This is a genomic window from Candidatus Pelagibacter sp. Uisw_134_02 (assembly GCF_047720265.1).
Taxonomy (GTDB): Bacteria; Pseudomonadota; Alphaproteobacteria; order Pelagibacterales; family Pelagibacteraceae; genus Pelagibacter.
In genome coordinates this window covers 515935-539614 of the sequence record NZ_CP159813.1, presented here as the reverse complement: position 1 = coordinate 539614, position 23680 = coordinate 515935, and the positions used below count along the sequence as shown (strand labels likewise).

At 27.7% G+C, this 23680-nt stretch carries 31 protein-coding genes and 1 tRNA gene; 4 read left to right on the top strand and 28 right to left on the bottom strand.

What is annotated here, in order from left to right; translation table 11 throughout:
* The first annotated feature begins 23 nt into the window (after positions 1-23).
* Positions 24-314, top strand: a complete 291-nt coding sequence (locus ABXT56_RS03005) for a chorismate mutase (RefSeq protein ID WP_415301140.1) — start codon at positions 24-26, stop codon at positions 312-314.
* Positions 315-316: 2 nt separating this feature from the next.
* Here the strand turns inward: ABXT56_RS03005 and ABXT56_RS03000 are convergent, their stop codons facing one another.
* The 6 genes from ABXT56_RS03000 to ABXT56_RS02975 are packed head-to-tail and all read right to left on the bottom strand — an operon-like array spanning position 317 to position 2856.
* Positions 317-508: a 50S ribosomal protein L33 gene (locus ABXT56_RS03000; protein ID WP_006996892.1), complete on the bottom strand. Its 192-nt coding sequence runs from the start codon at positions 506-508 to the stop codon at positions 317-319.
* 1 nt (position 509) lies between these two features.
* A complete protein-coding gene (locus tag ABXT56_RS02995) occupies positions 510-887 on the bottom strand; it encodes a MerR family transcriptional regulator (protein ID WP_415301138.1) in 378 nt (125 codons plus the stop codon).
* Positions 877-1179, bottom strand: a complete 303-nt coding sequence (locus ABXT56_RS02990; RefSeq protein ID WP_415301136.1) for an integration host factor subunit alpha — start codon at positions 1177-1179, stop codon at positions 877-879. The genes ABXT56_RS02995 and ABXT56_RS02990 overlap by 11 nt, the downstream gene beginning before the upstream one ends.
* Positions 1179-2183 (bottom strand): phosphate acyltransferase PlsX, encoded by a 1005-nt coding sequence (plsX, locus tag ABXT56_RS02985; protein ID WP_415301135.1) that lies wholly within the window; start codon positions 2181-2183, stop codon positions 1179-1181. Before plsX ends, ABXT56_RS02990 begins: the two co-directional genes overlap by 1 nt.
* 15 nt (positions 2184-2198) lie before the next feature.
* Positions 2199-2381, bottom strand: coding sequence for a 50S ribosomal protein L32 (gene rpmF / locus ABXT56_RS02980; protein WP_415301133.1), 183 nt, complete (start codon positions 2379-2381; stop codon positions 2199-2201).
* A 7-nt stretch (positions 2382-2388) separates the two neighbouring features.
* A complete protein-coding gene (locus ABXT56_RS02975; protein WP_415301131.1) occupies positions 2389-2856 on the bottom strand; it encodes a ubiquinol-cytochrome C chaperone family protein in 468 nt (155 codons plus the stop codon).
* Between ABXT56_RS02975 and ABXT56_RS02970 the strand changes: the two genes are divergently transcribed.
* Positions 2855-3298 (top strand): hypothetical protein, encoded by a 444-nt coding sequence (locus ABXT56_RS02970; RefSeq protein ID WP_415301129.1) that lies wholly within the window; start codon positions 2855-2857, stop codon positions 3296-3298. The two genes, ABXT56_RS02975 and ABXT56_RS02970, sit on opposite strands and share 2 nt — an antisense overlap.
* Before the next feature lie 38 nt (positions 3299-3336).
* Here the strand turns inward: ABXT56_RS02970 and ABXT56_RS02965 are convergent, their stop codons facing one another.
* From ABXT56_RS02965 to ABXT56_RS02915, 11 genes are all read right to left on the bottom strand, one after another.
* Positions 3337-5457, bottom strand: coding sequence for a sodium-translocating pyrophosphatase (locus ABXT56_RS02965; RefSeq protein WP_415301127.1), 2121 nt, complete (start codon positions 5455-5457; stop codon positions 3337-3339).
* A gap of 97 nt (positions 5458-5554) precedes the next feature.
* The gene (thiL, locus tag ABXT56_RS02960) at positions 5555-6514 is read right to left on the bottom strand and encodes a thiamine-phosphate kinase (RefSeq protein WP_415301126.1); all 960 of its coding nucleotides are present in this window, start codon (positions 6512-6514) and stop codon (positions 5555-5557) included.
* Positions 6507-6911, bottom strand: a complete 405-nt coding sequence (locus ABXT56_RS02955; protein WP_415301125.1) for a transcription antitermination factor NusB — start codon at positions 6909-6911, stop codon at positions 6507-6509. Before ABXT56_RS02955 ends, thiL begins: the two co-directional genes overlap by 8 nt.
* Complete coding sequence (gene ribH / locus ABXT56_RS02950; RefSeq protein ID WP_415301123.1) at positions 6911-7300, bottom strand: 6,7-dimethyl-8-ribityllumazine synthase; 390 nt, start codon at positions 7298-7300, stop codon at positions 6911-6913. The genes ABXT56_RS02955 and ribH overlap by 1 nt, the downstream gene beginning before the upstream one ends.
* Positions 7300-8400 (bottom strand): 3,4-dihydroxy-2-butanone-4-phosphate synthase, encoded by a 1101-nt coding sequence (gene ribB, locus ABXT56_RS02945; RefSeq protein ID WP_415301121.1) that lies wholly within the window; start codon positions 8398-8400, stop codon positions 7300-7302. The genes ribH and ribB overlap by 1 nt, the downstream gene beginning before the upstream one ends.
* On the bottom strand, positions 8387-8980 hold the full coding sequence (locus tag ABXT56_RS02940; protein ID WP_415301119.1) for a riboflavin synthase: 594 nt from the start codon (positions 8978-8980) through the stop codon (positions 8387-8389). Before ABXT56_RS02940 ends, ribB begins: the two co-directional genes overlap by 14 nt.
* Positions 8981-8982: 2 nt before the next feature.
* On the bottom strand, positions 8983-10089 hold the full coding sequence (gene ribD, locus ABXT56_RS02935) for a bifunctional diaminohydroxyphosphoribosylaminopyrimidine deaminase/5-amino-6-(5-phosphoribosylamino)uracil reductase RibD (RefSeq protein ID WP_415301117.1): 1107 nt from the start codon (positions 10087-10089) through the stop codon (positions 8983-8985).
* Positions 10070-10528, bottom strand: coding sequence for a transcriptional regulator NrdR (gene nrdR / locus ABXT56_RS02930; protein WP_415301116.1), 459 nt, complete (start codon positions 10526-10528; stop codon positions 10070-10072). Before nrdR ends, ribD begins: the two co-directional genes overlap by 20 nt.
* The gene (gene glyA / locus ABXT56_RS02925) at positions 10528-11838 is read right to left on the bottom strand and encodes a serine hydroxymethyltransferase (RefSeq protein ID WP_415301114.1); all 1311 of its coding nucleotides are present in this window, start codon (positions 11836-11838) and stop codon (positions 10528-10530) included. The genes nrdR and glyA overlap by 1 nt, the downstream gene beginning before the upstream one ends.
* Positions 11839-11840: 2 nt before the next feature.
* Positions 11841-12266: a ribose 5-phosphate isomerase B gene (rpiB, locus tag ABXT56_RS02920; RefSeq protein WP_415301112.1), complete on the bottom strand. Its 426-nt coding sequence runs from the start codon at positions 12264-12266 to the stop codon at positions 11841-11843.
* Position 12267: 1 nt separating this feature from the next.
* The gene (locus ABXT56_RS02915; RefSeq protein ID WP_415301110.1) at positions 12268-12909 is read right to left on the bottom strand and encodes an aspartyl/asparaginyl beta-hydroxylase domain-containing protein; all 642 of its coding nucleotides are present in this window, start codon (positions 12907-12909) and stop codon (positions 12268-12270) included.
* A 73-nt stretch (positions 12910-12982) separates the two neighbouring features.
* Between ABXT56_RS02915 and hemB the strand changes: the two genes are divergently transcribed.
* Positions 12983-13972 carry a porphobilinogen synthase gene (gene hemB / locus ABXT56_RS02910; protein WP_415301108.1) on the top strand — a complete coding sequence of 330 codons (990 nt, stop codon included), beginning with the start codon at positions 12983-12985 and terminating at the stop codon, positions 13970-13972.
* On the opposite strand, the gene recO is transcribed toward hemB, so the two are convergent.
* From recO to dapA, 10 genes are read right to left on the bottom strand one after another with little or no spacing between them, the layout of a single operon-like run.
* Entirely contained in the window at positions 13973-14653 is a 681-nt protein-coding gene (gene recO / locus ABXT56_RS02905) for a DNA repair protein RecO (protein WP_415301106.1), read from the bottom strand. It abuts the gene before it with no gap.
* Complete coding sequence (gene rnc, locus ABXT56_RS02900; RefSeq protein ID WP_415301104.1) at positions 14650-15318, bottom strand: ribonuclease III; 669 nt, start codon at positions 15316-15318, stop codon at positions 14650-14652. The genes recO and rnc overlap by 4 nt, the downstream gene beginning before the upstream one ends.
* Positions 15318-16052 (bottom strand): signal peptidase I, encoded by a 735-nt coding sequence (lepB, locus tag ABXT56_RS02895; protein WP_415301102.1) that lies wholly within the window; start codon positions 16050-16052, stop codon positions 15318-15320. Before lepB ends, rnc begins: the two co-directional genes overlap by 1 nt.
* Positions 16049-16435, bottom strand: a complete 387-nt coding sequence (gene acpS, locus ABXT56_RS02890) for a holo-ACP synthase (RefSeq protein WP_415301100.1) — start codon at positions 16433-16435, stop codon at positions 16049-16051. The genes lepB and acpS overlap by 4 nt, the downstream gene beginning before the upstream one ends.
* Before the next feature lie 2 nt (positions 16436-16437).
* Positions 16438-17157: a pyridoxine 5'-phosphate synthase gene (locus tag ABXT56_RS02885; RefSeq protein ID WP_415301098.1), complete on the bottom strand. Its 720-nt coding sequence runs from the start codon at positions 17155-17157 to the stop codon at positions 16438-16440.
* Entirely contained in the window at positions 17154-17741 is a 588-nt protein-coding gene (gene pyrE / locus ABXT56_RS02880; RefSeq protein WP_415301096.1) for an orotate phosphoribosyltransferase, read from the bottom strand. Before pyrE ends, ABXT56_RS02885 begins: the two co-directional genes overlap by 4 nt.
* Complete coding sequence (locus ABXT56_RS02875) at positions 17698-19455, bottom strand: RelA/SpoT family protein (RefSeq protein ID WP_415301094.1); 1758 nt, start codon at positions 19453-19455, stop codon at positions 17698-17700. The genes pyrE and ABXT56_RS02875 overlap by 44 nt, the downstream gene beginning before the upstream one ends.
* A gap of 19 nt (positions 19456-19474) precedes the next feature.
* The gene (gene folK, locus ABXT56_RS02870; RefSeq protein ID WP_415301092.1) at positions 19475-19996 is read right to left on the bottom strand and encodes a 2-amino-4-hydroxy-6-hydroxymethyldihydropteridine diphosphokinase; all 522 of its coding nucleotides are present in this window, start codon (positions 19994-19996) and stop codon (positions 19475-19477) included.
* Entirely contained in the window at positions 19962-20432 is a 471-nt protein-coding gene (smpB, locus tag ABXT56_RS02865; RefSeq protein ID WP_415301090.1) for an SsrA-binding protein SmpB, read from the bottom strand. Before smpB ends, folK begins: the two co-directional genes overlap by 35 nt.
* Positions 20432-21313: a 4-hydroxy-tetrahydrodipicolinate synthase gene (gene dapA / locus ABXT56_RS02860; protein ID WP_415301088.1), complete on the bottom strand. Its 882-nt coding sequence runs from the start codon at positions 21311-21313 to the stop codon at positions 20432-20434. Before dapA ends, smpB begins: the two co-directional genes overlap by 1 nt.
* Before the next feature lie 41 nt (positions 21314-21354).
* On the opposite strand from dapA, the gene ABXT56_RS02855 reads away from it, so the two are divergent.
* Positions 21355-23568 carry a lytic transglycosylase domain-containing protein gene (locus ABXT56_RS02855; protein WP_415301086.1) on the top strand — a complete coding sequence of 738 codons (2214 nt, stop codon included), beginning with the start codon at positions 21355-21357 and terminating at the stop codon, positions 23566-23568.
* Here ABXT56_RS02855 and ABXT56_RS02850 read toward each other — a convergent pair.
* Positions 23569-23660: transfer RNA gene (locus tag ABXT56_RS02850), tRNA-Ser, on the bottom strand.
* Positions 23661-23680 lie beyond the last annotated feature (20 nt).

Sequence of the window (23680 nt, the reverse complement as noted above, 5' to 3'; positions counted from 1 at the left end):
TATCTTAATAACCAATTGAATAAATGTCGCCTACAAATAAAAAAAAATTAGATTTATTACGAGTTAAGCTTGATAGACTTGATGATAATTTGCTTAAATTAATAAAAAAAAGATCTAATTTAGTAAATGAAGTTCTGAAAGTAAAAATTTACAAAAATGAAATAATTGATCAAAAAAGAATAGATTTTATACTTAAAAAAATTAAAAAAAAATCAATAAAATCAAATATAGACCCAAAAATAACTAATAGAATTTGGAAAAATATGATTTGGTCGTTTATTGATTATGAAAAAAGAAATTTTAAAAAAAAATAATACTATTTACTATGTGGGGGTAATTTTTTCTCTACAAACATTTCGTGTTTTCTTGTAGATGGATTATATTTTTTAGCAGAAAGTTTTACTTTAGCTTTTTCACCGCCAGCAGGTTTTTTAACATAATAAAAAAAAGGACTGTCAGGTTTTGCTTCTGGTACTAATCTAACTTTAACATGAGTTTTTTTTGCCATTTTATTTTATTTTTTTTAATTGTTTTATTAACCCTGATATTTTTTTAAGTTTATTTTTTATACTATAGTCAGCATTTATAGAATTATTTGGTAATACGTCAAGTTTTAATGATTTGTCTGAATTAAGAACTTTTTTAGCTCCATTAATTGTCATTCCTTGATCTTTAAGAAGATATTTGACTTTTTTTAGCACTTCTATTGTATCATTACTATAATATCGTCTATTACCGTTTAAGATATTTGGCTTAATTTGTTTAAATTTTTTTTCCCAAAAACGAATTGTATGAGTATTAAGAGTTCCTTTTTTTTTATTAATTAGATTGAGAATTTTAGCAACCTCTCCTATAGACTTATAGGCTTTATTACTCTTAATGATCATTATTGGAATTTACCAAATCTTTGAATTCTTTTGAAGCTTTAAATAAAACAACATCTCTATTTGATATAATTTTTTTTTCTTTAGTTTTAGGATTTCTGCCTACTCTACTTTTTTTCATTCTAATAGAAAATGTACCAAATTTTGATAATTTAAGTTTTTTTTCATTCTTTAAATTCTCAAAAATTGTTGATAAAAAATCTTCAATCAAATTTTCTGAAATACTCTTTGAAAATCCTATCTGCATGTAAATTGTATTAACTAGATCTTTTTTAGTAAGATTGATTCTGGTCATTAATTAATATTATTTCTTATTTTTTGTATTAAATCTCCACTTATTATTCTAGTGCAAACACTTAATGAGTTAGAAAATCCGATGTAATCTGTGCCACCATGGCTTTTAATTACCGGAGAATCTAGGCCAATAAATATTGCCCCATTATATAATCTTGGATCTAGTCTTGCTTTAAATTTTTTTAAATTTATAATATTTAATAATGAAGAAATTTTTCCAACTAAATTACCTGTCATTGCTTTTTTTAATTCACTTGTAATAAAGTTTGCAGTTCCTTCTGCAGTTTTTAAGGCAACATTTCCTGTAAAACCATCTGCAACAATAACATTAACATCGCCGTTCATTAGTTGGTTTCCTTCAATAAATCCCTTAAATTCAAAATCTTGATTTTTTGTTTGCGTTAATTTTTGATATGTTTCCTTAATTATTTCGTTACCTTTAATTTCTTCAGAACCAATATTTAACAAGGCTACCTTAGCAATCTCATCCGGATATAATGATTTAAATAACGAAGATCCCATTATTGAAAAATCAATTAAATTTTTTGGACTACATTCAATATTTGCACCTAAATCTAAAACAACACTCATACCTTTTTTATTTGGCCATAAAGCAGATAGAGCAGGTTTGTCTATATTTTCAATCATTCTAAGATTAAGTTTTGAAATAACTAAAAGGGCGCCTGTATTACCTGCAGATATAACTATGTCTGATTTTTTTTCTTTAACACTTTGGATTGCGAGCCACATACTTGTATTTTTTCCTCTTTTTGCTCCTTCTAATGGACTATCTGTACCTTTTACCGTATCTTCAGTATGGATGAGGTCAAAAGCAGTGTTTGGTAAATTTCCATTAAGACATTTTAATATTTCATCTTTGTTTCCAAAAATTTGATAAAATGAGTTTTGATTGTTTTTAAAATGATGAATAATCCCATCAATAACTTTTTTTGGTGAACCATCTCCACCCATTGCATCAACTGCAATTTTGATTATTTTATTCATTTTGATACGGAATTGTTATTCCTTAGGATCTAAAACTTGTCTGCCTTTATACATACCAGTTTTAAGATCAAGATGGTGAGAAAGTCTAAATTCACCTGATTTTTTATCTTCAACAACATTCTTAGATGAAAACTTCATATTCTGAGATCTTCTCATTCCAGTTCGTGACGGGGATTGTTTACGTTTTGGTACAGCCATAATAAAATTAATGTTTAATTACACCTTTTATAAATGAATTTAAAGTATTATTTAACAAAATAACCTCAAATTTTTCAAAATATTCCGTTAAATAATAAGTATTTTCAACGTTATCTACAAAAATTGATAGAACTTCGTTTTTTGATTCTTTATTTAAATCATCCCAATTATGAATTTTATCGATCATGGCATAAAGTAAATTTAAATAATCTTTCATTTTTTTGTTGATTGATTGATCACCATAACCAATTTCTCTAACACTCAGTTCAATTTGTCTAAAAATGTAATCATAAATTTCTTGTAATAGTTCTTTTTTATTATTTTCTTTATAAATTTTTAAAAAAAAAGCAAAATGTAGTAGAAAAAATATCAACCTATCAGAAAAAGTGTCTTTATTTTTAAAACCTTTATATAAATCTTTATTTCTAGTTAAATTTACTAAATTGTTGTAAATATTAATATAGTTTTTATTCATGAAAAATTTATTTTTAATATTTTTATTTTTTTTTGTTTCAGCATGTAATTTAAATAAAGTTATAAAAAATCATGGAGTTCATTTTTTAGAAAATAAACATACTACACTTTCTGAAAATACTTCAAATAAAAATGATATAATTAAATTATTAGGCCCTCCTTCTACAAAAGGAAACTTTGATAACGATATATGGATCTATATTGAGAGATCAACTAGCTCATCTAAGTTTTTAAAACTGGGTAAAAAAACTTTGATTAAAAATAATGTTTTGGTACTAGAGATTAATACATTGGGTATTTTGGAAAAAAAAACGTTTATAAACAAAAATGATATGAATGAAATAACATTTGAGGAAAGCTTTACAGATATGAGTTATAGTAAAAAATCTTTCTTATATGATTTCATGTATACGTTAAGAAAAAAAATTAATAGTAATAAGTAATCAAATCATTTTAACATCAAAGCAAACAAATATAGTTATTATCCAGCAATAACTGCTAATAACAATAGTGCTACAATATTAGTAATTTTAATCATTGGGTTAACAGCTGGACCCGCTGTATCTTTGTATGGATCTCCAACAGTGTCACCAGTAACTGCAGCTTTATGAGCCTCAGAACCTTTTCCACCATGATGACCATCTTCAATATACTTTTTAGCGTTATCCCATGCGCCACCTCCTGCTGTCATTGAAACAGCAACAAATAGTCCAGTAATAATTACACCTAATAACATGGCACCAACAGAAGCTAAAGCTTCAGCTTGTCCACCTATTGAAAGAATAACAAAATATAAAACGATCGGAGATAAAACTGGTAATAAAGAAGGTATAACCATTTCTCTTATTGCTGCTAGTGTAAGTAAATCTACAAGTTTAGCATAATCAGGCTTTTGTTTACCCTTCATAATACCAGGGTACTTCTTAAATTGTCTTCTAACTTCAACAACAACAGCACCACCCGCTCTTCCAACAGCTTGCATTCCCATCGATCCAAATAAATATGGAAGCATTCCACCAATTAATAAACCAACAACAACATAAGGATTAGTTAGATCGAAGGTAACAACTATCCCTTCTAATTTAGATCCAGCTACACCTGAAAAATGTTTAATATCTTCAACGTATGCAGCAAATAAAACTAATGCACCTAAGCCAGCAGAACCAATTGCGTAACCTTTAGTAACTGCTTTAGTAGTATTCCCAACAGCATCTAAAGCATCAGTAGTTTTTCTAACACTGTTTGGTAATTTAGCCATTTCAGCAATACCACCAGCATTATCAGTAACTGGACCGTATGCGTCAAGAGCAACAACCATTCCTGCTAAAGCTAGCATCGTAGTAACAGAGATTGCAATACCATAAAGACCAGCTATTGAATTTGTGGCTAAAATTCCAGCAACAATAATTAATGCTGGAATCGCTGTAGCCTCCATAGAAACAGCTAAACCTTGAATAACATTTGTTCCATGTCCTGTAGTTGACGATTTTGCAATACTTCTCACTGGTCTGTATTCAGTTCCAGTGTAGTATTCAGTAATCCAAATTAATAAACCAGTAATAACTAAACCAATTATTCCACAGTAATATAAACTCATACCAGTGAAGTATTTAGGTTCAGCTTTGTCAGGTTCAGTAGTAAAAACTGTATCTAAACCAATAACATAATCTGTTACTGGGTATAAAATTATTAGTGAAGTAACAGCAGAAACAACAAACCCTTTATATAAAGCATTCATAACATTTTTACTTTTACCAAGTTTAACAAAAAATGTTCCTAAGATTGATGTTAAAATACAAGCTCCACCAATAGATAAAGGGTAGATCATCATATTCATATCACCAACAAAAAATATTGAAGATAAAACCATTGTTGCAACAATAGTCACAGCATAAGTTTCAAATAAATCAGCTGCCATACCTGCACAGTCACCAACGTTATCTCCTACATTATCAGCAATTACCGCTGGGTTTCTAGGATCATCTTCAGGAATTCCCGCTTCTACTTTACCAACTAAATCTGCACCAACATCAGCACCTTTAGTAAAAATTCCACCACCTAATCTAGCAAAAATAGAAATAAGAGAAGCACCAAACCCTAATGCAACTAATGCATTAACAACTTCTCTATCAGCAATACCAAATTTTAATAAAATATAATAATAGACTGCTATAGCTAATAAAGCTAAACCAGCAACAAGCATTCCGGTAACGGCACCAGATTTAAATGCAACAGAAAGACCATTCGCTAAACCTTTTCTAGAAGCTTCAGCAGTTCTTACATTAGCTTGAACAGAAACTAACATACCAACATAGCCTGCTATACCAGATAATGTTGCTCCTACAAAATAACCTAGGCCAACCAGTGGACTAAATACGAAGCATATAATAACCAAAACAACAACGCCAACCACAGCTATTGTTTTGTATTGTCTTGTTAAATAAGCTTTAGCTCCAATTTGGATTGCAGATGCAATTTCTTGCATTTTTGAATTACCCGCACTTGAATTAAGAATATTTTTACCAGTAAAAAAACCATAAACGATTGAAAGAAATCCTGCTGCTATTGTATAAAGTAAAATTGTTTCCACTGATGTGTTCATAATGCCTTTTTGGTTGTTTGGTTGTTTGGTTGTTAAATTTTTATTGTCTAAAGTCCGGACAATACAAAAAAAGCTATAAAAGGCAATATTTAACTTTTTAAAACTTATGTAAATAACCCTTGTTTTTAATGGTAATTATGTTGTTTTTTTCATCAATAATAGCTGATTTATTAGCATAATTTTCAATTGATCCAATTTGAGTGAGTTTAATTTTATAATAAGAAGATATATTTCTAATGATTCTTCTCTTATTTTTAGAAGCTGTAAATAAAACCTGATAATCATCACCATTAGAAATACAGTTAATTTTAGATAACTTATTAAAATTTAGTATTTTTTTTAAGTTATTAGAAATTGGTATTTTTTTTAAATCAAGTTTGAATGATAATTTTTGCATTTTAATCAACTTATCAAGATCTGCTAAAAGTCCATCCGATATATCAATCGAAGTATTAGCAAAGCTTATAATGTGTCTTGTTAATTTTGATTGAATGTTTGGCATAAAATATTGATTAATAAAATATTTTTTCATTAAATAATTGAGTTTAATTTTATTCTTTAAAACCAATAATCCTAAATAACTATCACCTAAATTTCCCGAAACATAAATATCATCATTAATTTTAGCTTTATTTCTATAAACAATTTTATTAGCAAAACCAATTGATGTAATTGTAAAACTTAGCTTGTTTGAAAACACAGTATCACCACCACTTAGAAAAATTCTATATTTATTTTGCTCTTGATTAAGTGATTTACTAATTTTTGATAAATTTAATTTAGAAAAACTTTTTTTATTACCGGATCCTGAAATAAAATAATATTTAGGCTCCACACCTTTACAAATCAAATCTGAAATTGATGATCTAATTATCTTTTTAATAACTAGATCAGGTTTTTTAAAATCAATAAAATGATTGCCTTCAGTATATGTGTCAACAGAAACAACTAATCTATTTTTTTTATCAAAAAAAACATCGTCATTTAAATTTAAAGAGCTTGGAGATTTTTTAGAAAGCTTTTGAAAATAATTTTTTATTAAATCAAATTCATGCATTGGTTGTTCTAATTTTTTTAGCTATTTTATCTAATATTGCATTCAAATATTTAGTTTGTCCATCTTCTATAAAAAAATTTGAAGCATCAAGATATTCTTTAATAATAATTTTAGTTGGAACTTTGGGTTTATACAAAAATTCAAATATTGCCGATTTTATAATTACTTGAAAAACTTTATCTAAATTTGTTAATTGCAAATCGTCACTTAAATAGTTTTTAACTTCTTCTTGAATTAGCTCATCTCTTTCAATAGTACCTAAAACAACATCTTTAATAAATTTTTTAAATCGATGTTTTGAAAATGTTAAGTCGGCATCATTGTTAAAAAATTTACCATAAAGTTTTTGTATAATAATTACTCTTGGACTTTGGTTTGGGTTATAATGTGTTCTCATTATTTTTGTGAAAGAACAGATATTACAGCTTCAGCTGCTTCTCTACCTTTTTTCTTTCTGGCTATTGCTTGCTTCATATTTAAACAAGTAATAATTCCATTTCCAATTGGTTTCTTATTTTCCACAGCTAATTTCATTATTGCGTCTATAGATGCTTTTGAGATAAAATCAAAATGTGGTGTTTGACCCTTTATAACACACCCAAGTGCTAAAAAACCATCATGTCTTTTAATATTTTTTGAAATTGTTATTGGTATTTCAAAGACACCAGGAACATTAATTACTTTAATTAAACTTGTTTTCGGCAATAGATCCTTAGCACTTTTAAGCAGCCCTTTTGATATATCTTTGTAATAATCTGCAATTACTATTAAGTATTTTTTTTTCATTAAATTATTTCTTGTTTTGTAATCTTTATATCATAACCCTCTAAACCAATAACTTTTTTAGGAGATTTGGTAATTAATATCATATTTTTAATCTTTAAATCTTTGATTATTTGAGCACCAATGCCATAATTTCTTATAAGTTTATCATTACCTTTTTTATAAAAATTTTTATTTTTATAATCTTTAAGTGTTTGAGTAACAGATTTTAAATTTGTATCCTTGATAAATACTAAAACACAATTATTAAATTTTTTAAAATAATTTAATGTTTTATTGAACGAATTAGGCAATTGTTGATTAATTAAATAATTTTGAACTACATTTGACGAAATTACTCTAACTCTTGGTACTATCCCTTTTTTAATATTGCCCTTAATTAACGCAAAATGCTCTGATCCATCTAAAAGATTTTCATAAATTCTAATTTTATATTTTTGATTTTTTACCTCAATATCAGATTGTTTTTTTAGTTTAATTAATTTCTCTTTTTTTAAACGATATGCGATAAGATCTTCAATTTTACCAATTTTTAGATTATGTTTTTTTGCAAAATTAAATAAATCTTGACCTTTGGCCATAGTGCCATCTTCATTCATTATTTCACAAATAACTGCTGAATTATTTTTTTTTGCAAGTTTTGAAATATCTACAGAAGCTTCTGTGTGACCAGCTCTAACTAAAACACCACCATCTTTTGCAATAATAGGAAAAATATGTCCTGGGGATACAATATCTTTTTTGTTTACATTTTTTCTTGATGCAATTTTAATTGTTTTAGCTCTGTCTTTAGCTGAGATCCCAGTTGTTATTCCTTTTTTTGCTTCTATAGAAATTGTGAAAGCAGTTTTATTTCTTGATTGATTTATTGGTGACATTAAGGATAGATTTAGTTTTTTTGCTTGAATACTATTTAATGCAAGACAAATTAATCCACGACCATATTTGGCCATAAAATTTATATTTTTAGCATTTGAGTCTGTAGTTGAAATTATTAAATCACCTTCATTTTCTCTTTTTTCATCGTCAACTAAAATGAACATACCACCCTTTTTTGCAGTATTAATTATGCTTTCTATTGATGCGTAATTATTTTTTTTCATTAAAATAGTTTCTAACGTATTTAGACAGGATATCTATCTCTATATTGACTAGGCTATTTTTCCTTAATGTAGATAAATTTGTAATTTTAAAAGTGTGTGGAATTACCCAAACTTGAAAACCTTTTTTGGTTACTTTTGAAATAGTTAGAGAAATTCCGTTAATACAAATAGAGGCTTTTTCTATTAGGTTTTTTCTTTCTTTTTTAATTATTTCAAAATCAAACAAGTAGGATTTATCAATTTTTTTTATAGCATAAATTTTACCAATAGTATCAACATGACCTTGGCATATATGGCCAGATATTTTTTGGCCGTATTTTATTGGTAATTCGAGGTTAATCTTATCATCAATTTTTAAAAATTTAAATTTTGATCTCTGTATTGTTTCATCAGATAAATAAAATTCCATTAATTTATTCTTGACTGCTATTAACGTTAAGCAAACACCATCAGAAGAAACTGAAACACCAACATTTTTTTTAGTTAGTTTTAAATTTGAATTTATAAATATATTGCTACCTTTATCTCTTTTGATAATTTTTTTGATTATACCTTGGTTAAAAATTATTCCATTAAACATATTTAATTTTTATATAAAGTTATTGTATCTTTAGTTAATTTATTACTAATCTTAGATTTAATTCTATAATTATGTATCAAATGTTTAGAATGATCAAAGTCTTTATAAGGTACAGATTTTGTCAAAATTTTAGGACTTTTAAATAAATAAAATTGATTTAGAAGTTTATTTTTTAAAAAACTTCCCGATAAACCATTACCACCTTCAACTAAAATATTTCTAATTCCAATTCTATAAAGCTTTTTAAGAACTATTTTTAAATCAAAATATTTTATTTTAGTTAATTTTGATTTAATCAATTTTATACCTTTTTTTTTAAATAAAGTAATTTTATGTTTATTGGCATTGTTGTAAAAAATAATCGTGTTTTCTTTATCGGCTGTATTAAATATATATGAATCTATTTTTGTGTTTAAATTATTATCTAAAATTATTCTTTTTGGTGAAAATTTTTCTAAACCACTTAATCTACAATTTAATTTTGGATTATCTTTATTTAAAGTTTTATAAGAAATCATTATAGCGTCATTTTTATACCTTAAAAAATGTGTCAACTTATCTGAATGCTTATCAGTAATTCTTTTTGATTTGTTGTTATAAATTACATTATTTTTTGATGTAGCAATCTTACCGGTAACAAAAGGTAATTTATTTTTCCTATTAAAAAAATAAGTTAAATAAAAATTACCTACATCTTTTTTAAGTAAACCTTTTTTAACAATAATATTTTTAGATTTTAAAATTTTAAAACTTTTTCCTTTAACTTTTTTATCAATATCATCTATTGAATAAATAACTTCTTTTATCTTTTTTTTAATAATTAAATTTGTACAAGGAGGAGTTTTTCCATAATGATTACATGGTTCAAGTGTTACATACATTTTTGAATCTGTTAAATTCTCATCAGAGTTAATAATTGCATTATATTCTGCATGTGGTCTACCATTGTAATTAGTTTGACCTATCGAAATTATTTTATCATTTTTAACTATTACACATCCTACCGAAGGATTTATTCCTGTATGCCCGTGTCGAGCCCTAGCCAAATTTAATGCCAGTTCCATATACGTTTTGTCTTTTTTGGTAAATTTATCTTTTTTTGTAGACATCTAATTTGTCCACGAATTGTACAAAATCTTTTTCTTCTCTAAAATTTCGATATACAGAAGCAAATCTTACGTATGCCACAGGGTCAAGCTCCTTTAAACCTTCCATAACCATGGTTCCAATTGTGTTTGATGATATTTCGCTTTGACCAAGTTCTTCAAGTGCCCGTGATATTTTGCTTATAAATTTTTCAGTAGTCTCGGTATCTATTGGTCTTTTTTTAAGAGCTATATAAATTGATTTTGATAACTTATCTCTATCAAAAGAGGATTTTCTTCCGTTTTTTTTAATAACCATTATTTCTCTATATTGAACTCTCTCAAATGTAGTAAATCTAGCTCCACACACACATAGTCTCCTACGTCTAATTGCTGTACCATCCTCTGTAGGTCTTGAGTCAACAACTGAAGTTTCACCTTTTTTACAAATTGAACAAATCATTATTTGAAGTTTTTATATATTGGAAAGGAAGATGTAAGCTCTATAACTTCATTTCTAACTTCTTCCTCTATTTTACTATTGTCATCAGGGTTTTCGGACAATCCTTTAACAACTTTAGTTATTAATTCGCCTACTTTTTCAAATTCCTTTAGCCCAAAACCTCTTGTAGTAGCAGCTTGTGTTCCTAGTCTTATACCTGATGTGATCATTGGTTTTTCTGTGTCAAAAGGTATTCCATTTTTATTACAAGTAATATTTGCCTTGGAAAGGCTTTCGGCAGTCAAATTACCTTTAACGTTAAAAGGTCTTAGATCAACCAACATTAAGTGTGTATCAGTTCCACCAGAATAAATCTTAAAACCATTGTTTTTAAGTGTCTCTGATAAAATTTTTGCATTAGCTAAAACTGATTTAATATAATCTTTAAAATCTGGTTTCAGTGCCTCCAAAAAACCAGCTGCCTTAGCCGCAATAACGTGCATCAATGGTCCGCCTTGATAACCAGGAAAAACTGCTGTGTTAAATTTTTTTGCTAAGTCTTCATAATTAGTTAAAATAATTCCACCTCTTGCACTTCTAAAAACTTTATGAGTTGTTGAAGTAACTACATGTGCATACTCACAGGGATTGGGATAACCTTTACCAGCAACCAAACCAGAAAAATGAGCCATATCTACCATTAGATATGCACCTACTTTATCTGCAATCTCTCTAAATCTCTTAAAATTAATAACTCTAGAATAAGCACTACCTCCACAAATTATAAGTTTTGGTTTATGCTCTAATGCAAGTTTTTCTACATTATCATAATCAATCAATTCAGATTGTTTATCAACATCATAACCTATTGGATTAAACCATTTACCTGACATTGAAATTTTTAATCCATGAGTAATGTGTCCACCAGAATTCAAACTCATTCCCATAAATGTATCACCTGGATTTAATAGAGCTAAAAATACAGCTCCATTTGCTTGAGCACCAGAATGTGGTTGTGCATTAGCAAATTTACAGCTAAATATTTTTTTTAATCTTTCTATAGCCAAGTTTTCTGCAACATCAACGTGTTCACACCCATTATAATATCTTTTTCCAGGATATCCTTCTGCATATTTATTTGTTAGGACAGAACCTTGTGCTTCTAAAACGGCTTGTGATACAATATTTTCAGATGCAATTAGTTCAACGTGTTGTTGTTGTCTTTTTAATTCATCTGTGATCGCTTTATGAAGTTCTGGGTCAGCTATAGATAAACTATCTTCAAAAAAACTTTTATAATTCTCGTTTAAATAATTTTTTTCACTAGACATAATTAAATCTTTTTAATTCTTTTTGTGTGTCTTCCTCCTTCAAACTTTGTATTTAAAAAAATAGTCACATAGTTTAAAGCATTTTTTTTACTAAGTAATCTAGATCCTAATGTAATGATATTTGCATCATTATGCAATCTTGATAATTTTGTAGATCTTAAATTGAAACATTGTGCAGCACGTACATTTTTATGTCTATTTGCTGCAATATTCATCCCCATACCAGAGCCACAAACTAATATGCCAAAATAGTTTTTTTTGGTTTTAACCTTTTTAGCAACTTTATGGGCATAATCTGGATAGTCGACTCTATCTTCATTAAAAGGACCTAGGTCTGTATATTTAATTTTTTTTTTATCAAAATGAAGTTTAATGAATTCTTTTAACTTATAACCAGCGTGATCTGATGATAAAAATATTTTTTTCAATCTAGTTAAACTTATAATCTAAAACACATGCAACTAGGTGGACTCTATTTTCTTCTCCACCATTAAAAGCATTATGATATTTTGTATTGTTAGTGACCCATACGGATCCATCTGCAGGCATGTGTTTTGCAACATTGTCTATAACCATTAAACAGCCTGGGTTTGTAATTAAAGGTATATGTAATCTTGGTTCTGGATCTCTGTGCCAACTCAATGTTGATCTTGGCTCCTTTAATAAAATTCTAATTCTACCTAATTTGTATTTTGAAGAAAGCGCATCAAATACTTCTTTAAAGTATGTATTTTCATAGTCAGGTATAAATTCTGAATAAGCAGCTTCATCAATTGAAACATCTCTTGACACTTCTTTGCCTGACTTATCTGGTTTTGTCCAATAAACACCTCTGGCTTTACTTCCCTTTACAGAGTCTGGATCACCAGGAATTTGTGTCAAAGAAATAGCTCCAAAGTGGGCAATGCCCCCACCATCTTCAAATTTTTTAGTTTGAATAATTTGGTTGTATGCCTCTCGTAATTTATCAATATCAAACTTGATATTTTGTTTTTGAAAATCACTAAAATCTAAAATTTTTTGATCTTTTTTTAGATCTAGGTTTACAATATTTTTATTTTCAATGCTCATGCTGATTGTTTTTTACTAAATTTAATATATATTTGTATAATACATTTGTCGCATTTTAAAAATAGATTTAAACATGATTACAGGAAATTATCCAAATTTAAGACTTAGACGTAGTCGTAAAAACGATTGGTCTAGAAGGTTAATTCAAGAAAATAGCCTCTCATCTAGTGATTTTATATTACCAATATTCTTAATTGATGGGAAAAATATTAAACAATCAATTAAAACAATGCCTGACATATATAGGTATACTATAGATAAATTAGGTATCATTATAGATAGAGCGATTAAGAACAAAATACCTATGGTTGCATTATTTCCTTACACTAGCAAAAATAAGAAGAATGAAATTGGAACAGAAGCTTTAAATGAAAATAATCTTGTGTGTAAAGCCATTCAATATATTAAAAAAAGATATAAGAATGAAATTGGTATTATGTGTGATGTTGCTTTAGACCCATATACGTCTCATGGACATGACGGTTTGATAAAGTCAGGCTATGTTTTAAACGATGAAACTATTCAAGTTTTGATAAATCAATCTTTACTTCAGGCAGAGTTCGGCTGTGATGTTTTGGCACCTTCCGACATGATGGATGGAAGAATTGGTAAAATAAGAAAAGCTTTAGATAAAGAAGGTCATGAAATGGTTCAGATACTTTCTTATGCAGTAAAATATGCCTCAAGTTTTTATGGTCCTTTTAGAGATGCAGTTGGTTCAAGAGGTTTATTAAAAGGTGATAAGAAAAATTATCAGATGGATTTTAGAAATAGCAATGAAGCAATAAGAGAAGTGGCTCTAGATATTAAAGAAGGGGCTGATATGGTTATGGTTAAACCTGGTATGCCTTATCTAGATATAATTAAAACAGTTAAAGATAATTTTAAAATTCCTGTTCTCGCTTATCAAGTCTCAGGTGAATACTCACTATTAAGTAATAGTATTAAAAAAGGTTTAATAGATAAAAACTCAGTATTAGAAAGTTTAATTTCTTTTAAAAGAGCTGGAGCAAACGCTATTGTAAGTTATTACGCAGATAGAATTAACGATTTAATCAAATAATTATTTTAAAAGATTAATAAAATGAGTCCTAGAAGTAGGAAGGTTTAAATTGTTTGGTTTTAAAATACTTTTTTCAAGGTAATCACTAACAAGTTTTAGGCCTTTAAGTAAACTTTTTAAATTAACATCCATATTATTTTCATCTATTAGAAAATTTGGAATACTTTTTTTTTCGGTTGAGGATTTAACGTAATAATTGACTTCACTATCAATAATTTCTTTTTCAGCCATAGTTTTTAATTCTAAATCATATCCCAATAATCTTAAAAGTTCTAACTCCCAGAAAATATATTTTTGTATCCAATTATCAGAAGTTAATATTTCAAAAAATTTATCAATTAATTTAAAAATTTCTTTATTAGCTTGAGCTTCAGCAGTAAGAAGTTTTATAAGGTGCATTGCTGATGTAATGCAGGATAGTTTTTGATTTTCATCAAAATAGAGTGGTGTTAAAGCTTTTAAAATTTCTATTTTAAAATAACCAATTCTAGTAACACTTTTAGAATTATAATTTACATAGATTTTATTACCAATTTGCAAATAGTTTTTGATTTTTTTTGAAGTTCCACCAAAAATTATTCCTGAAATTTTTCCATGGTTTTCTGTAAAAACTTCTGCAATTATTGAATTTTCACTATATCTATTTTTAGAAACTAAATAAGCGCTATCGTCCCAATTCATTTTTTTAAAACCTCCTCAAAACATAAAGATGCAGCATTCTGTTCTGCATCTTTTTTAGAAGTTCCCTCTGCTGTGAAAAATTTAGTATTCTTTAATTTAACAGCAACTTTAAAAAGCGGTTTATGTCGAGGCCCAGTATTAGATATTAGCTTATAGATAGGCAGCACTTTAAAAATTTTAAGTGAGTATTCTTGGAGTTTTGTCTTTGCATCAATTTGAGTTATAATGCTCGCAGTAATATGGTCACTCCATAAATTAAGAATAAATTTTTCAGTAAAATTTAAACCTTTGTCAAGATAGATTGCTCCAATTAAAGCCTCTAAACAGTCCGCTACTATTTTATCTTCAATTTGAATTTTTTTATTCTTAGGGTTTAAAACCAAAATGTATTTCTCTAGTTCAATTTTTTTAGCAATTTCTAAACATTTTTTTTTATTTACTAATGAAGCAAATTTTTTATCTAACACCCCTTCTCTTTCTTCTGGATACAGTTCTAATAATTTTTTTGCAATAATAAGGCCTAAAACTCTATCTCCTAAGAATTCAATCTTTTCATTGTTATTTATTGAATCAAAACTTTTGTGCGTTAAACTTTTAATAAAGATTTTTTGATCTGAAAACTTTAATTTTAATTTCTTTTCTAATGTTGTGGGGTTAGTTTTCATTAAATGATTTTCTTAAAAAACCTGTCAAATCTAATTGTCTTATGCCATTTCCAAAAAGAAAAAATATTTCCAATTCTAAAATCAGATGAAAAAAAAATAAATTGCGCTTTACCGACTAAATTGTCTTCATGCACATACCCAACACTGGTTAAGTATCTACTATCTTTAGAGCAGTCTCTGTTATCTCCTAAGAAAAAATAATGTTGAGAAGGAACTATAAAATTATCAGAATTTTGAAAACTATAATTTTTTAAATATACACTATTATGTGTGTTTCCATTTGGAAGTTTTTCCTCAAATGTATTAACATCTATAGTTTGATTTCCACAATAAATTTTATCATTTTGGGCAATTCTAGATTTTAAAATTTGATTATTGTTTACAAATAAATCACCATTAATGAATTGAATATTATCTCCTGGTAGACCAATTAATCTTTTAATATAATCTGTTCTATTATCAGCAGGTGTTTTAAAAACAATAACATCACCAATCTTAGGTTTATTAGAAAATAGTCTTCCATTTATTATTGGTGGACTAAAAGGAAAAGAATGTTTGCTATAACCGTAAGAATACTTCGTAACAAATAATCTATCACCAATTAAAAGTGTTGGCTCCATTGATGATGAGGGAATATAGAAAGGTTGAATACAAAGAGATCTAATAACAATAGCTATTACTAAAGCATAAAAAATTGTTTTAATATTATCAATTATAATTTTTTTTGTTATCATTTTTTTTGTAAAATTACGTAGGCAATAGAATATTTTTTTTCATCTGAAATTGACAGAAAGAAATCAAAGGATGATATTTTAAATTGTTTTTTTACAATTTTTTTAATTTTATCTGTGACTACAAATGAGGGTTTACCTAACTTATCGTTAATTATAGTTACATCCTTAAAATTCAAATTCTCTCTAAAACCAGTTCCAATTGCTTTAGAAAATGCCTCTTTAGCAGCAAATCTTTTAGAATAATAAGATTTTTTATTAACTATATTTTTGGCTAACAATATTTCTGAGCTAGAAAAAACTCTTTTAATAAAATTAACGTTTTTTAAAGATTTATGAATTCTAATATTATCTACTATATCAACACCGATACCAAGAATTTTCATATCTATTTATTAGTTATTTTTTTAAATGCCTTAATAGTTTTTTTCAAACCATGAATAAGCGACTCACCAATTATGAAATGGCCGATATTAAATTCCGTAATTTCTTTAATTTTACTAAGTATAGATGTGGTTTTATAATCAAGACCATGACCTGCATGGACCTCAATTCCAAGTTTAACACCGAGCTTAGAACATTTTTTGATTTTTAAATATTCATTTTTATAATTTTTATTTTCTTTTACTAAATTAGAAATTTTTCCTGTATGCAATTCAACACAATTAGCATTTAACTCTTTTGCAATTTTTATATCTTTTAACGTTGGGTCAACAAATAAACTTGTTCTAATATTTTTCTTATTAAATAAGGATATTATTGTTTTTATTTTTTTTTTATTTTTAATTAAGTTTAATCCACCCTCTGTTGTCACTTCCTTTCTTTTTTCAGGAACTATACAAATAAAATTAGGTCGATTTTTTAATGCTATATTTATTATTTTTTCGTTTAGTGAAATTTCTAAATTAGTGATTATCTTTTTATTTTTACAAATTTTAACAACATCAGCATCTTTTATATGTCTTCTGTCTTCTCTTAAATGAATAGTAACTGAATGCGCTCCACATTTTGCTACATGTTTAGCAATAGTAAATGGATCAGGGTGGAACGATCCTCTTGCATTTCTTACTGTAGCGACATGATCAATATTAACACCTAATCTTGTCATTTAATAAATCTACTTCCAGGGACTGTAATTGGAGTATTTTTAAGACTTTCTGGAAGGTTGTTTTTCTTAAATGTGGGGACGTCTATCTTCATGTGTGAGATAATATTCTTTTTTATCTTTAATGAATTTTTGGTTGATCTATCGATAATTGAGGCAAAACCAACAAGTTTGGCGCCTGGTTTTGTAATCAACTTAACACACTCTAAGCTCGATTTGCCAGTTGTTATGACGTCTTCGATTATTAAAACTTTTGATCCTTTTTTTATATGAAAGCCTCGTCTTAAAGTAAATTTACCATTAACTCTTTCACAAAATATTGTTTCTTTTTTTAAAATTTTACCAATTTCATAACCAATAATAACACCACCCATTGCAGGAGCTAAAATCAAATCTATAGATTTAAATTTTTTTTTAATTTTTTTTGCTAGTGAATTACAAATATCTTTAGATAGATGTGGAAAGCTTAATAGTTTAGCACACTGGATATATTTCGGCGAATGCAAGCCTGATGAAAGAACAAAATGACCTTCTAAAAGTGCGTTAGTTTTTTTTAAAATATTTAAAGATTTTTTGTGTGAAAGCATTACGTTCCTTTAACCAGTTATCTTCGTGCCTAATAATTTTAAACTTTATTTCCATTTGTTTTAACTCACTAATAAAATTTGTAAAGTTCTTCAGATCACGTATAATGAGATTAAATCTAAAATTAATATATTCTTTCGACTTTTCCTTCATTTCAACACTAGATATATTTAAACTATGCTTACCAAGCAAAGTAGTAACTTCACCTAGTTTCCCAGGTTTGTCAGGTAAAGAAATCCATAGTGTAGTATTATATTTTTTAATTCTCTGGGCTTTCTCCTCACCTTTTTTATACCAATATTTTCTAATTGCTGATCTTGCTTTTCCAGTTTTTGTAATAGGTATCCAGTGTAAAGATGGTGATTTATTCTTTGATGTGATAATATCTACAACATCTCCATTGTAAAGAATGCTTTGTAATTCACTATCGTTACCATTAATTTTACAACCAATAGTACTATTGCCTATTTTTGTATGCACAGCATAAGCAAAATCAATAGGCGTTGCATCTTTTGGCAATTTAATTACAGATCCTTTTGGTGTAAAACAAAAAACATTTTCCTGAAACATTTGTAGCTTAGTATATTCATAAGAATGTTCAGGATTTTCATTCTTATCAATAATTTCAACCAGATCAGCAAGCCAATCATACTCTTTCCATGTTAATGAATTAAATTTTTCAGAAGATTTATATTTCCAATGGGATGCTATACCTCTTTCTGCATATTCATGCATTTGGAGCGTCCTAAGCTGTATTTCAATAGGTCTCCTATTGGGTCCTATAATGGAAGTATGAATTGATTGATATTTATTAATTTTAGGTGATGAAATGTAGTCTTTGAATTTACCAGGTATACAATTCCATCTATTATGAAAAATGCCAAGAGCTTTATAACAGTCTTCAACGTTATCGAGGATTACTCTAAACCCAATAATATCTGAGATTTGTTCTAACGATATTCTTTTTTTTTGAACTTTTCTCCAAATTGAAAATGGAGTTTTTTCTCTACCAAAGATTTCAGCATTTACTTTATATTCATTTAGTAAGCCACTAAACTCTAATGAGATTGAATTAAAACTATTTACTTTATCGTCTTTAATTTCATCCAATCTTTTCTTTATAAGTTCTCTCGCACTATTATTTAAAACTTTAAAAGATAAATCTTCCAATTCATCTCTAATTCTATGCATTCCCATTCTATCAGCTAAAGGAGCATAAATTTCCATAGTTTCTTTTGCAATTCTCTCTTTTTTTTCATTTTTTGAAATTGCATCAATTGTCCTCATGTTATGTAATCGATCTGCAATTTTAACAAGCAGCACCCTAATGTCTTTTGATGTTGCTATAATTAGTTTTCTAAAATTTTCAGCTTTTGATGTGGTTGTGGCTTGATTTTCAAAAACTGATATTTTTGTAACACCATCAACTAAATCTGCAATTTCTTGACCAAATTCATTTTTTATGTTTTCATAAGTAGCATAAGTATCTTCAATAGTATCGTGAAGAAGTCCAGTTACTATAGTTGCGCTATCAAGTTTTAGCTCAGTTAATATGTTTGCTACAGCAATTGGATGATTTGAGTATGGGTCACCAGAATCCCTCTTTTGATTTTCATGAGCCTTTATTGCAAAGTTATAAGCTTTATTTAATTTTTCAGGATTTGAAAATTTATTATAAGACTTTACCTTGTTTATTAATTCTTCGGAATTAAACATATTTGATTATAGCATTAATTTATATTTGATTAATAGACCTTAAGTCTTTAACTGGTAAAGAGTTGATTAAATTTGCTATATTAATCTTTGATTTTGGATGTTTCCAAGTTTTTTCAATTTCAAATAAAGGCAATAATACAAAATTTCTTTTGTTCATTCGTGGATGAGGCAAAATTAACTTTCCAATATTATGATTTAATATTTTTTGATCATAATCAATAATATCAATATCACATGTTCTTGGTGCATTTATTTCATTTCTAATTCTACCCAATTTTAATTCTATTAAGTTGCAAAGTTTTAATAAATCAATTGGTGATAAGTTTGTTATAATTTTTATAACAATATTGATATAATAAGGTTTTGTTTTGTCAGGCCAAGACTCTGAAATATAATTAGATGATGACTTTAAGATTTTAATGTTATTATTTTCTAATTCAGATTTAACTAGATTGATATTATTAATCTTATTTCCTAAATTAGATCCTATAGCTAAATAAACCTGTTTAGCTTGATTTTCTAAAATGCCTTGCTTTTTCACGATTCCAATCCCTATTTTTTTTAGTAGCTCTTTTATCAAATTGTTTTTTTCCTTTTGCTACAGCTATTTCAATTTTTGCCTTACCTTTTTTAAAATACATTTTTGTAGGAACTAGCGTTAAACCATCTTTCTGCATTTTTCCAATTAGTTTATTAATTTCTTTTCTATTTAAAAGAAGTTTTCTTTCATCCATTGGATTGTGATTTGAATAACTAGCTTGTTTAAAAGCAGCAATATGGGAATTAATCAAAACTATTTCACCATCTTTTTCTACAGCATAAGAATCTGCTATATTGACTTTTCCATCTCTTATTGATTTAATTTCAGATCCTTTAAGCACAATTCCTGCTTCTATTAGTTCTTCAAAAAAATAATTAAAACTTGCTTTTCTATTTAAACATATGATTTTTAAACCAGAGATGGTTTTCTTGTTCATTAAAGTAAATTTGATGAAACTAGAGTTTTTTTAATAATATCCTTAGCCGAATCTGTTACTTTAACCAAGGGCAATCTAACATCATCCTCACATAATCCCAAAAGTTTTGCAGCATATTTAACTGGGCTTGGATTACTTTCAACAAACATCGAATTATGAACTGGTTGAAGTATTTTATCCAATTTGGCTGCCTTTTTTCTTGCATCATTAGATTCAATTTGAGATGCTTTCTGAAAGTCTGAACAAAGCTTAGGTGCAATGTTTGCTGTAACACTTATTGAACCAACACCACCTCTTTTATTAAATTCGAATGCATTATCGTCATTGCCTGTTAGTTGAATAAAATCATTACCCATCTTATCTTTTTGTTGTTTAACTCTATTAAGGTCACCTGTAGCATCTTTTACACCAACAATATTTTTCAACTCAAATAATCTAGACATTGTATCAACTGACATATCGATTACTGATCGACCTGGAATGTTATAAATTATAATTGGAATACCAATTTTATTATTAATCGCTTTATAATGTTGATACAAACCTTCTTGAGTAGGTTTATTGTAGTAAGGCGTTACAATTAAAGCAGCATCAGCACCTACTTTTTCTGCATGAGTAGTTAATGATATAGCTTCTTTTGTCGAGTTTGAGCCAGTGCCTGCAATCACAATACATTTTCCTTTGCTTTCTTGGATACATAATTCAATAACTTTTTGATGTTCGTCGTGACTTAAAGTTGGAGATTCTCCAGTAGTTCCAGCAGGAACTAGTCCATTAGTGCCATTTTTAATTTGAAAATGAATAAGCTTAATATAAGCCTCTGCGTCAAGCTTATCATTTTTAAACGGAGTTATTAAAGCAACATTTGATCCTTTGAACATAAATACTTATAACATAGTTTAGAGATTCATTTAGTAAATTTATGCTTAGAAAAATATTTTTTTTTATAAAATCGTTATTATTAAGTTTGATAATAATAGGAAATTTATTTGCAGCTGAATTGTTAATAATTCCCTTAAAAAAACCTATTTTAGACAAAGAAACTCAAAAGACAAAGATATTTCAAGGCATCATTAAGCCTAAACCCAAACCTTCTAAAAATGATGAAATAACTGATACAAAAATAGTTAAAAAAGAGAAAAAAAAGATTAATTTTTTAATTCCAAAAAATAAGCCACTAGTTGTTAAAAAAGAAAAATCAGTAGTTAGGGCTAAATCAAAATACTATAGTTCAAAAGATTATAATATTGCAAAAAAAACTATTCAGTTAATGGAAAAAAGACAATGGTCTGCAGCTTTATCACAATCCAAAAAAGCCAAAGATAAATCTATACATAATTTTATTCAGTGGAGGCATTTATTAACCACTGGCAATCAAGCAAGTTTCTATGATTATTTATCCTTTATTAAACGTAATGAAAATTACCCAAGAATTGGAAGAATTCGATATTTAGCTGAGCACAAATTATCAACAGATAAAATTTCACCAAAAAAAATAATAGAGTGGCTTGGTTCTGTAGGTCCATTGAGTGGTTATGGAAAATTAATTCTGGGAGAAAGCTTGATACTAACTGGCGATCTTGCAAAAGGTAGAACTTTAATTAAAGAAGGTTGGATTACAGCAGATTTAAATAGATCTGACATGAAGTTCTTTAGAAAAAAATATAAAAAATATTTAAACGCAGATGATTATATTAAACGTGCTGATTATTTAGCTTGGGAAGGTAAATTTTGGGACTTAAAAAGAATGTTAAGATATTTACCTAAAGACTATGAGTTGCTTTATACGGCTAGACAAATTTTAATGAGTAAATCTTATGGTGTTGATAATGCTATCAAGAATGTGCCAGCTAAACTTAAAAATGATGCTGGTCTCAATTATGATCGTCTTAAATGGAGAAGAAAAAGAGGTAGAGTTGATGATTCCCTAGAGATTTTATTTAAAGTTCCAAATGACAAAAATTATTTAGTTAGACCTGATAAATGGTGGAAAGAAAGAGCGATAATGGCAAGAGCTCTAATTTATAAGAAGAAATATGAAACTGCATATAAAATTGCAAGTAAACATTCTTTAGATAAAAGTGTAGAGTTTGCTGATGCTGAATGGATGAGTGGATGGATTGCATTAAGCTTTTTGGATGATCCTATTTTAGCCATTGATCATTTTAATAACTTTTATCAAAATGTAAGTTACCCTATTAGTTTGTCACGTGGAGCTTATTGGCTTGGACGCTCTTATGAAAAAATTGGTGATAAAAAACAATCTAAACAATGGTACATTGAAGCAACAAAATATTTATCAACTTATTATGGTCAATTAGCATTTTTAAGAATTAAACCTAATGAGACATTTGAATTAGATGAGCAGGCAATCGTTCCTAATGAATATAAAAAATATTTTTACAAAAAAGAATTAGTAAAAATTATTCATCTTTTAGATGAATTAAACAAAGATAAATATACAAAACACATATTAAAACACTTAGCTAATGATAATATTGAAAGTGGAAGTGAAATTTTAGCTGCTGAACTTGCAACAAATATATCAAGATATGATTTTGCAATACAAATTTCAAAAATTGCATCTTACCAAAAAAGATTTCATAATAATTTTAATTATCCAATTATGAGTACACCTAAGTTTGTTAATGGAAGAAAAATACCAGAAACTGCTTTTATTCTCTCACTTATTAGACAGGAAAGTGAATTTGACATGAGAGCGAATAGTCATGTTGGAGCACAAGGTCTGATGCAGTTAATGCCTTACACAGCAAAGTTAGTTGCTAAACAGGCTAAACTACCATATTCAAAATCAAGGTTAACATCTGATCCTGAATACAATATTAACTTAGGGTCACATTATATTGCTGGTTTAATTTTACAGTATGATGGCGCCTATCCATTTGCTACAGCTGCATATAATGCAGGTCCAAAGAGAGTTAAATATTGGAAAAAAATAAACAGAGATCCTCAAAAAAAACAAGTTGATTTTGTTGATTGGGTTGAATTGATTAAATTCAAAGAGACAAGAAACTATGTTCAACGTGTTATGGAAAATTATAACGTCTATAGATATATCCTAGAAAAAAAACCAATTAAAATGAAGGATTTTTTTAAAAATCACCCGTTATATTAATGGCGGAAGAGGAGGGATTCGAACCCTCGGTACAAGTTTCCCCGCACGGTCATTTAGCAAACGACTGGTTTCAGCCTCTCACCCACTCTTCCACTGCGACATTGATATAACC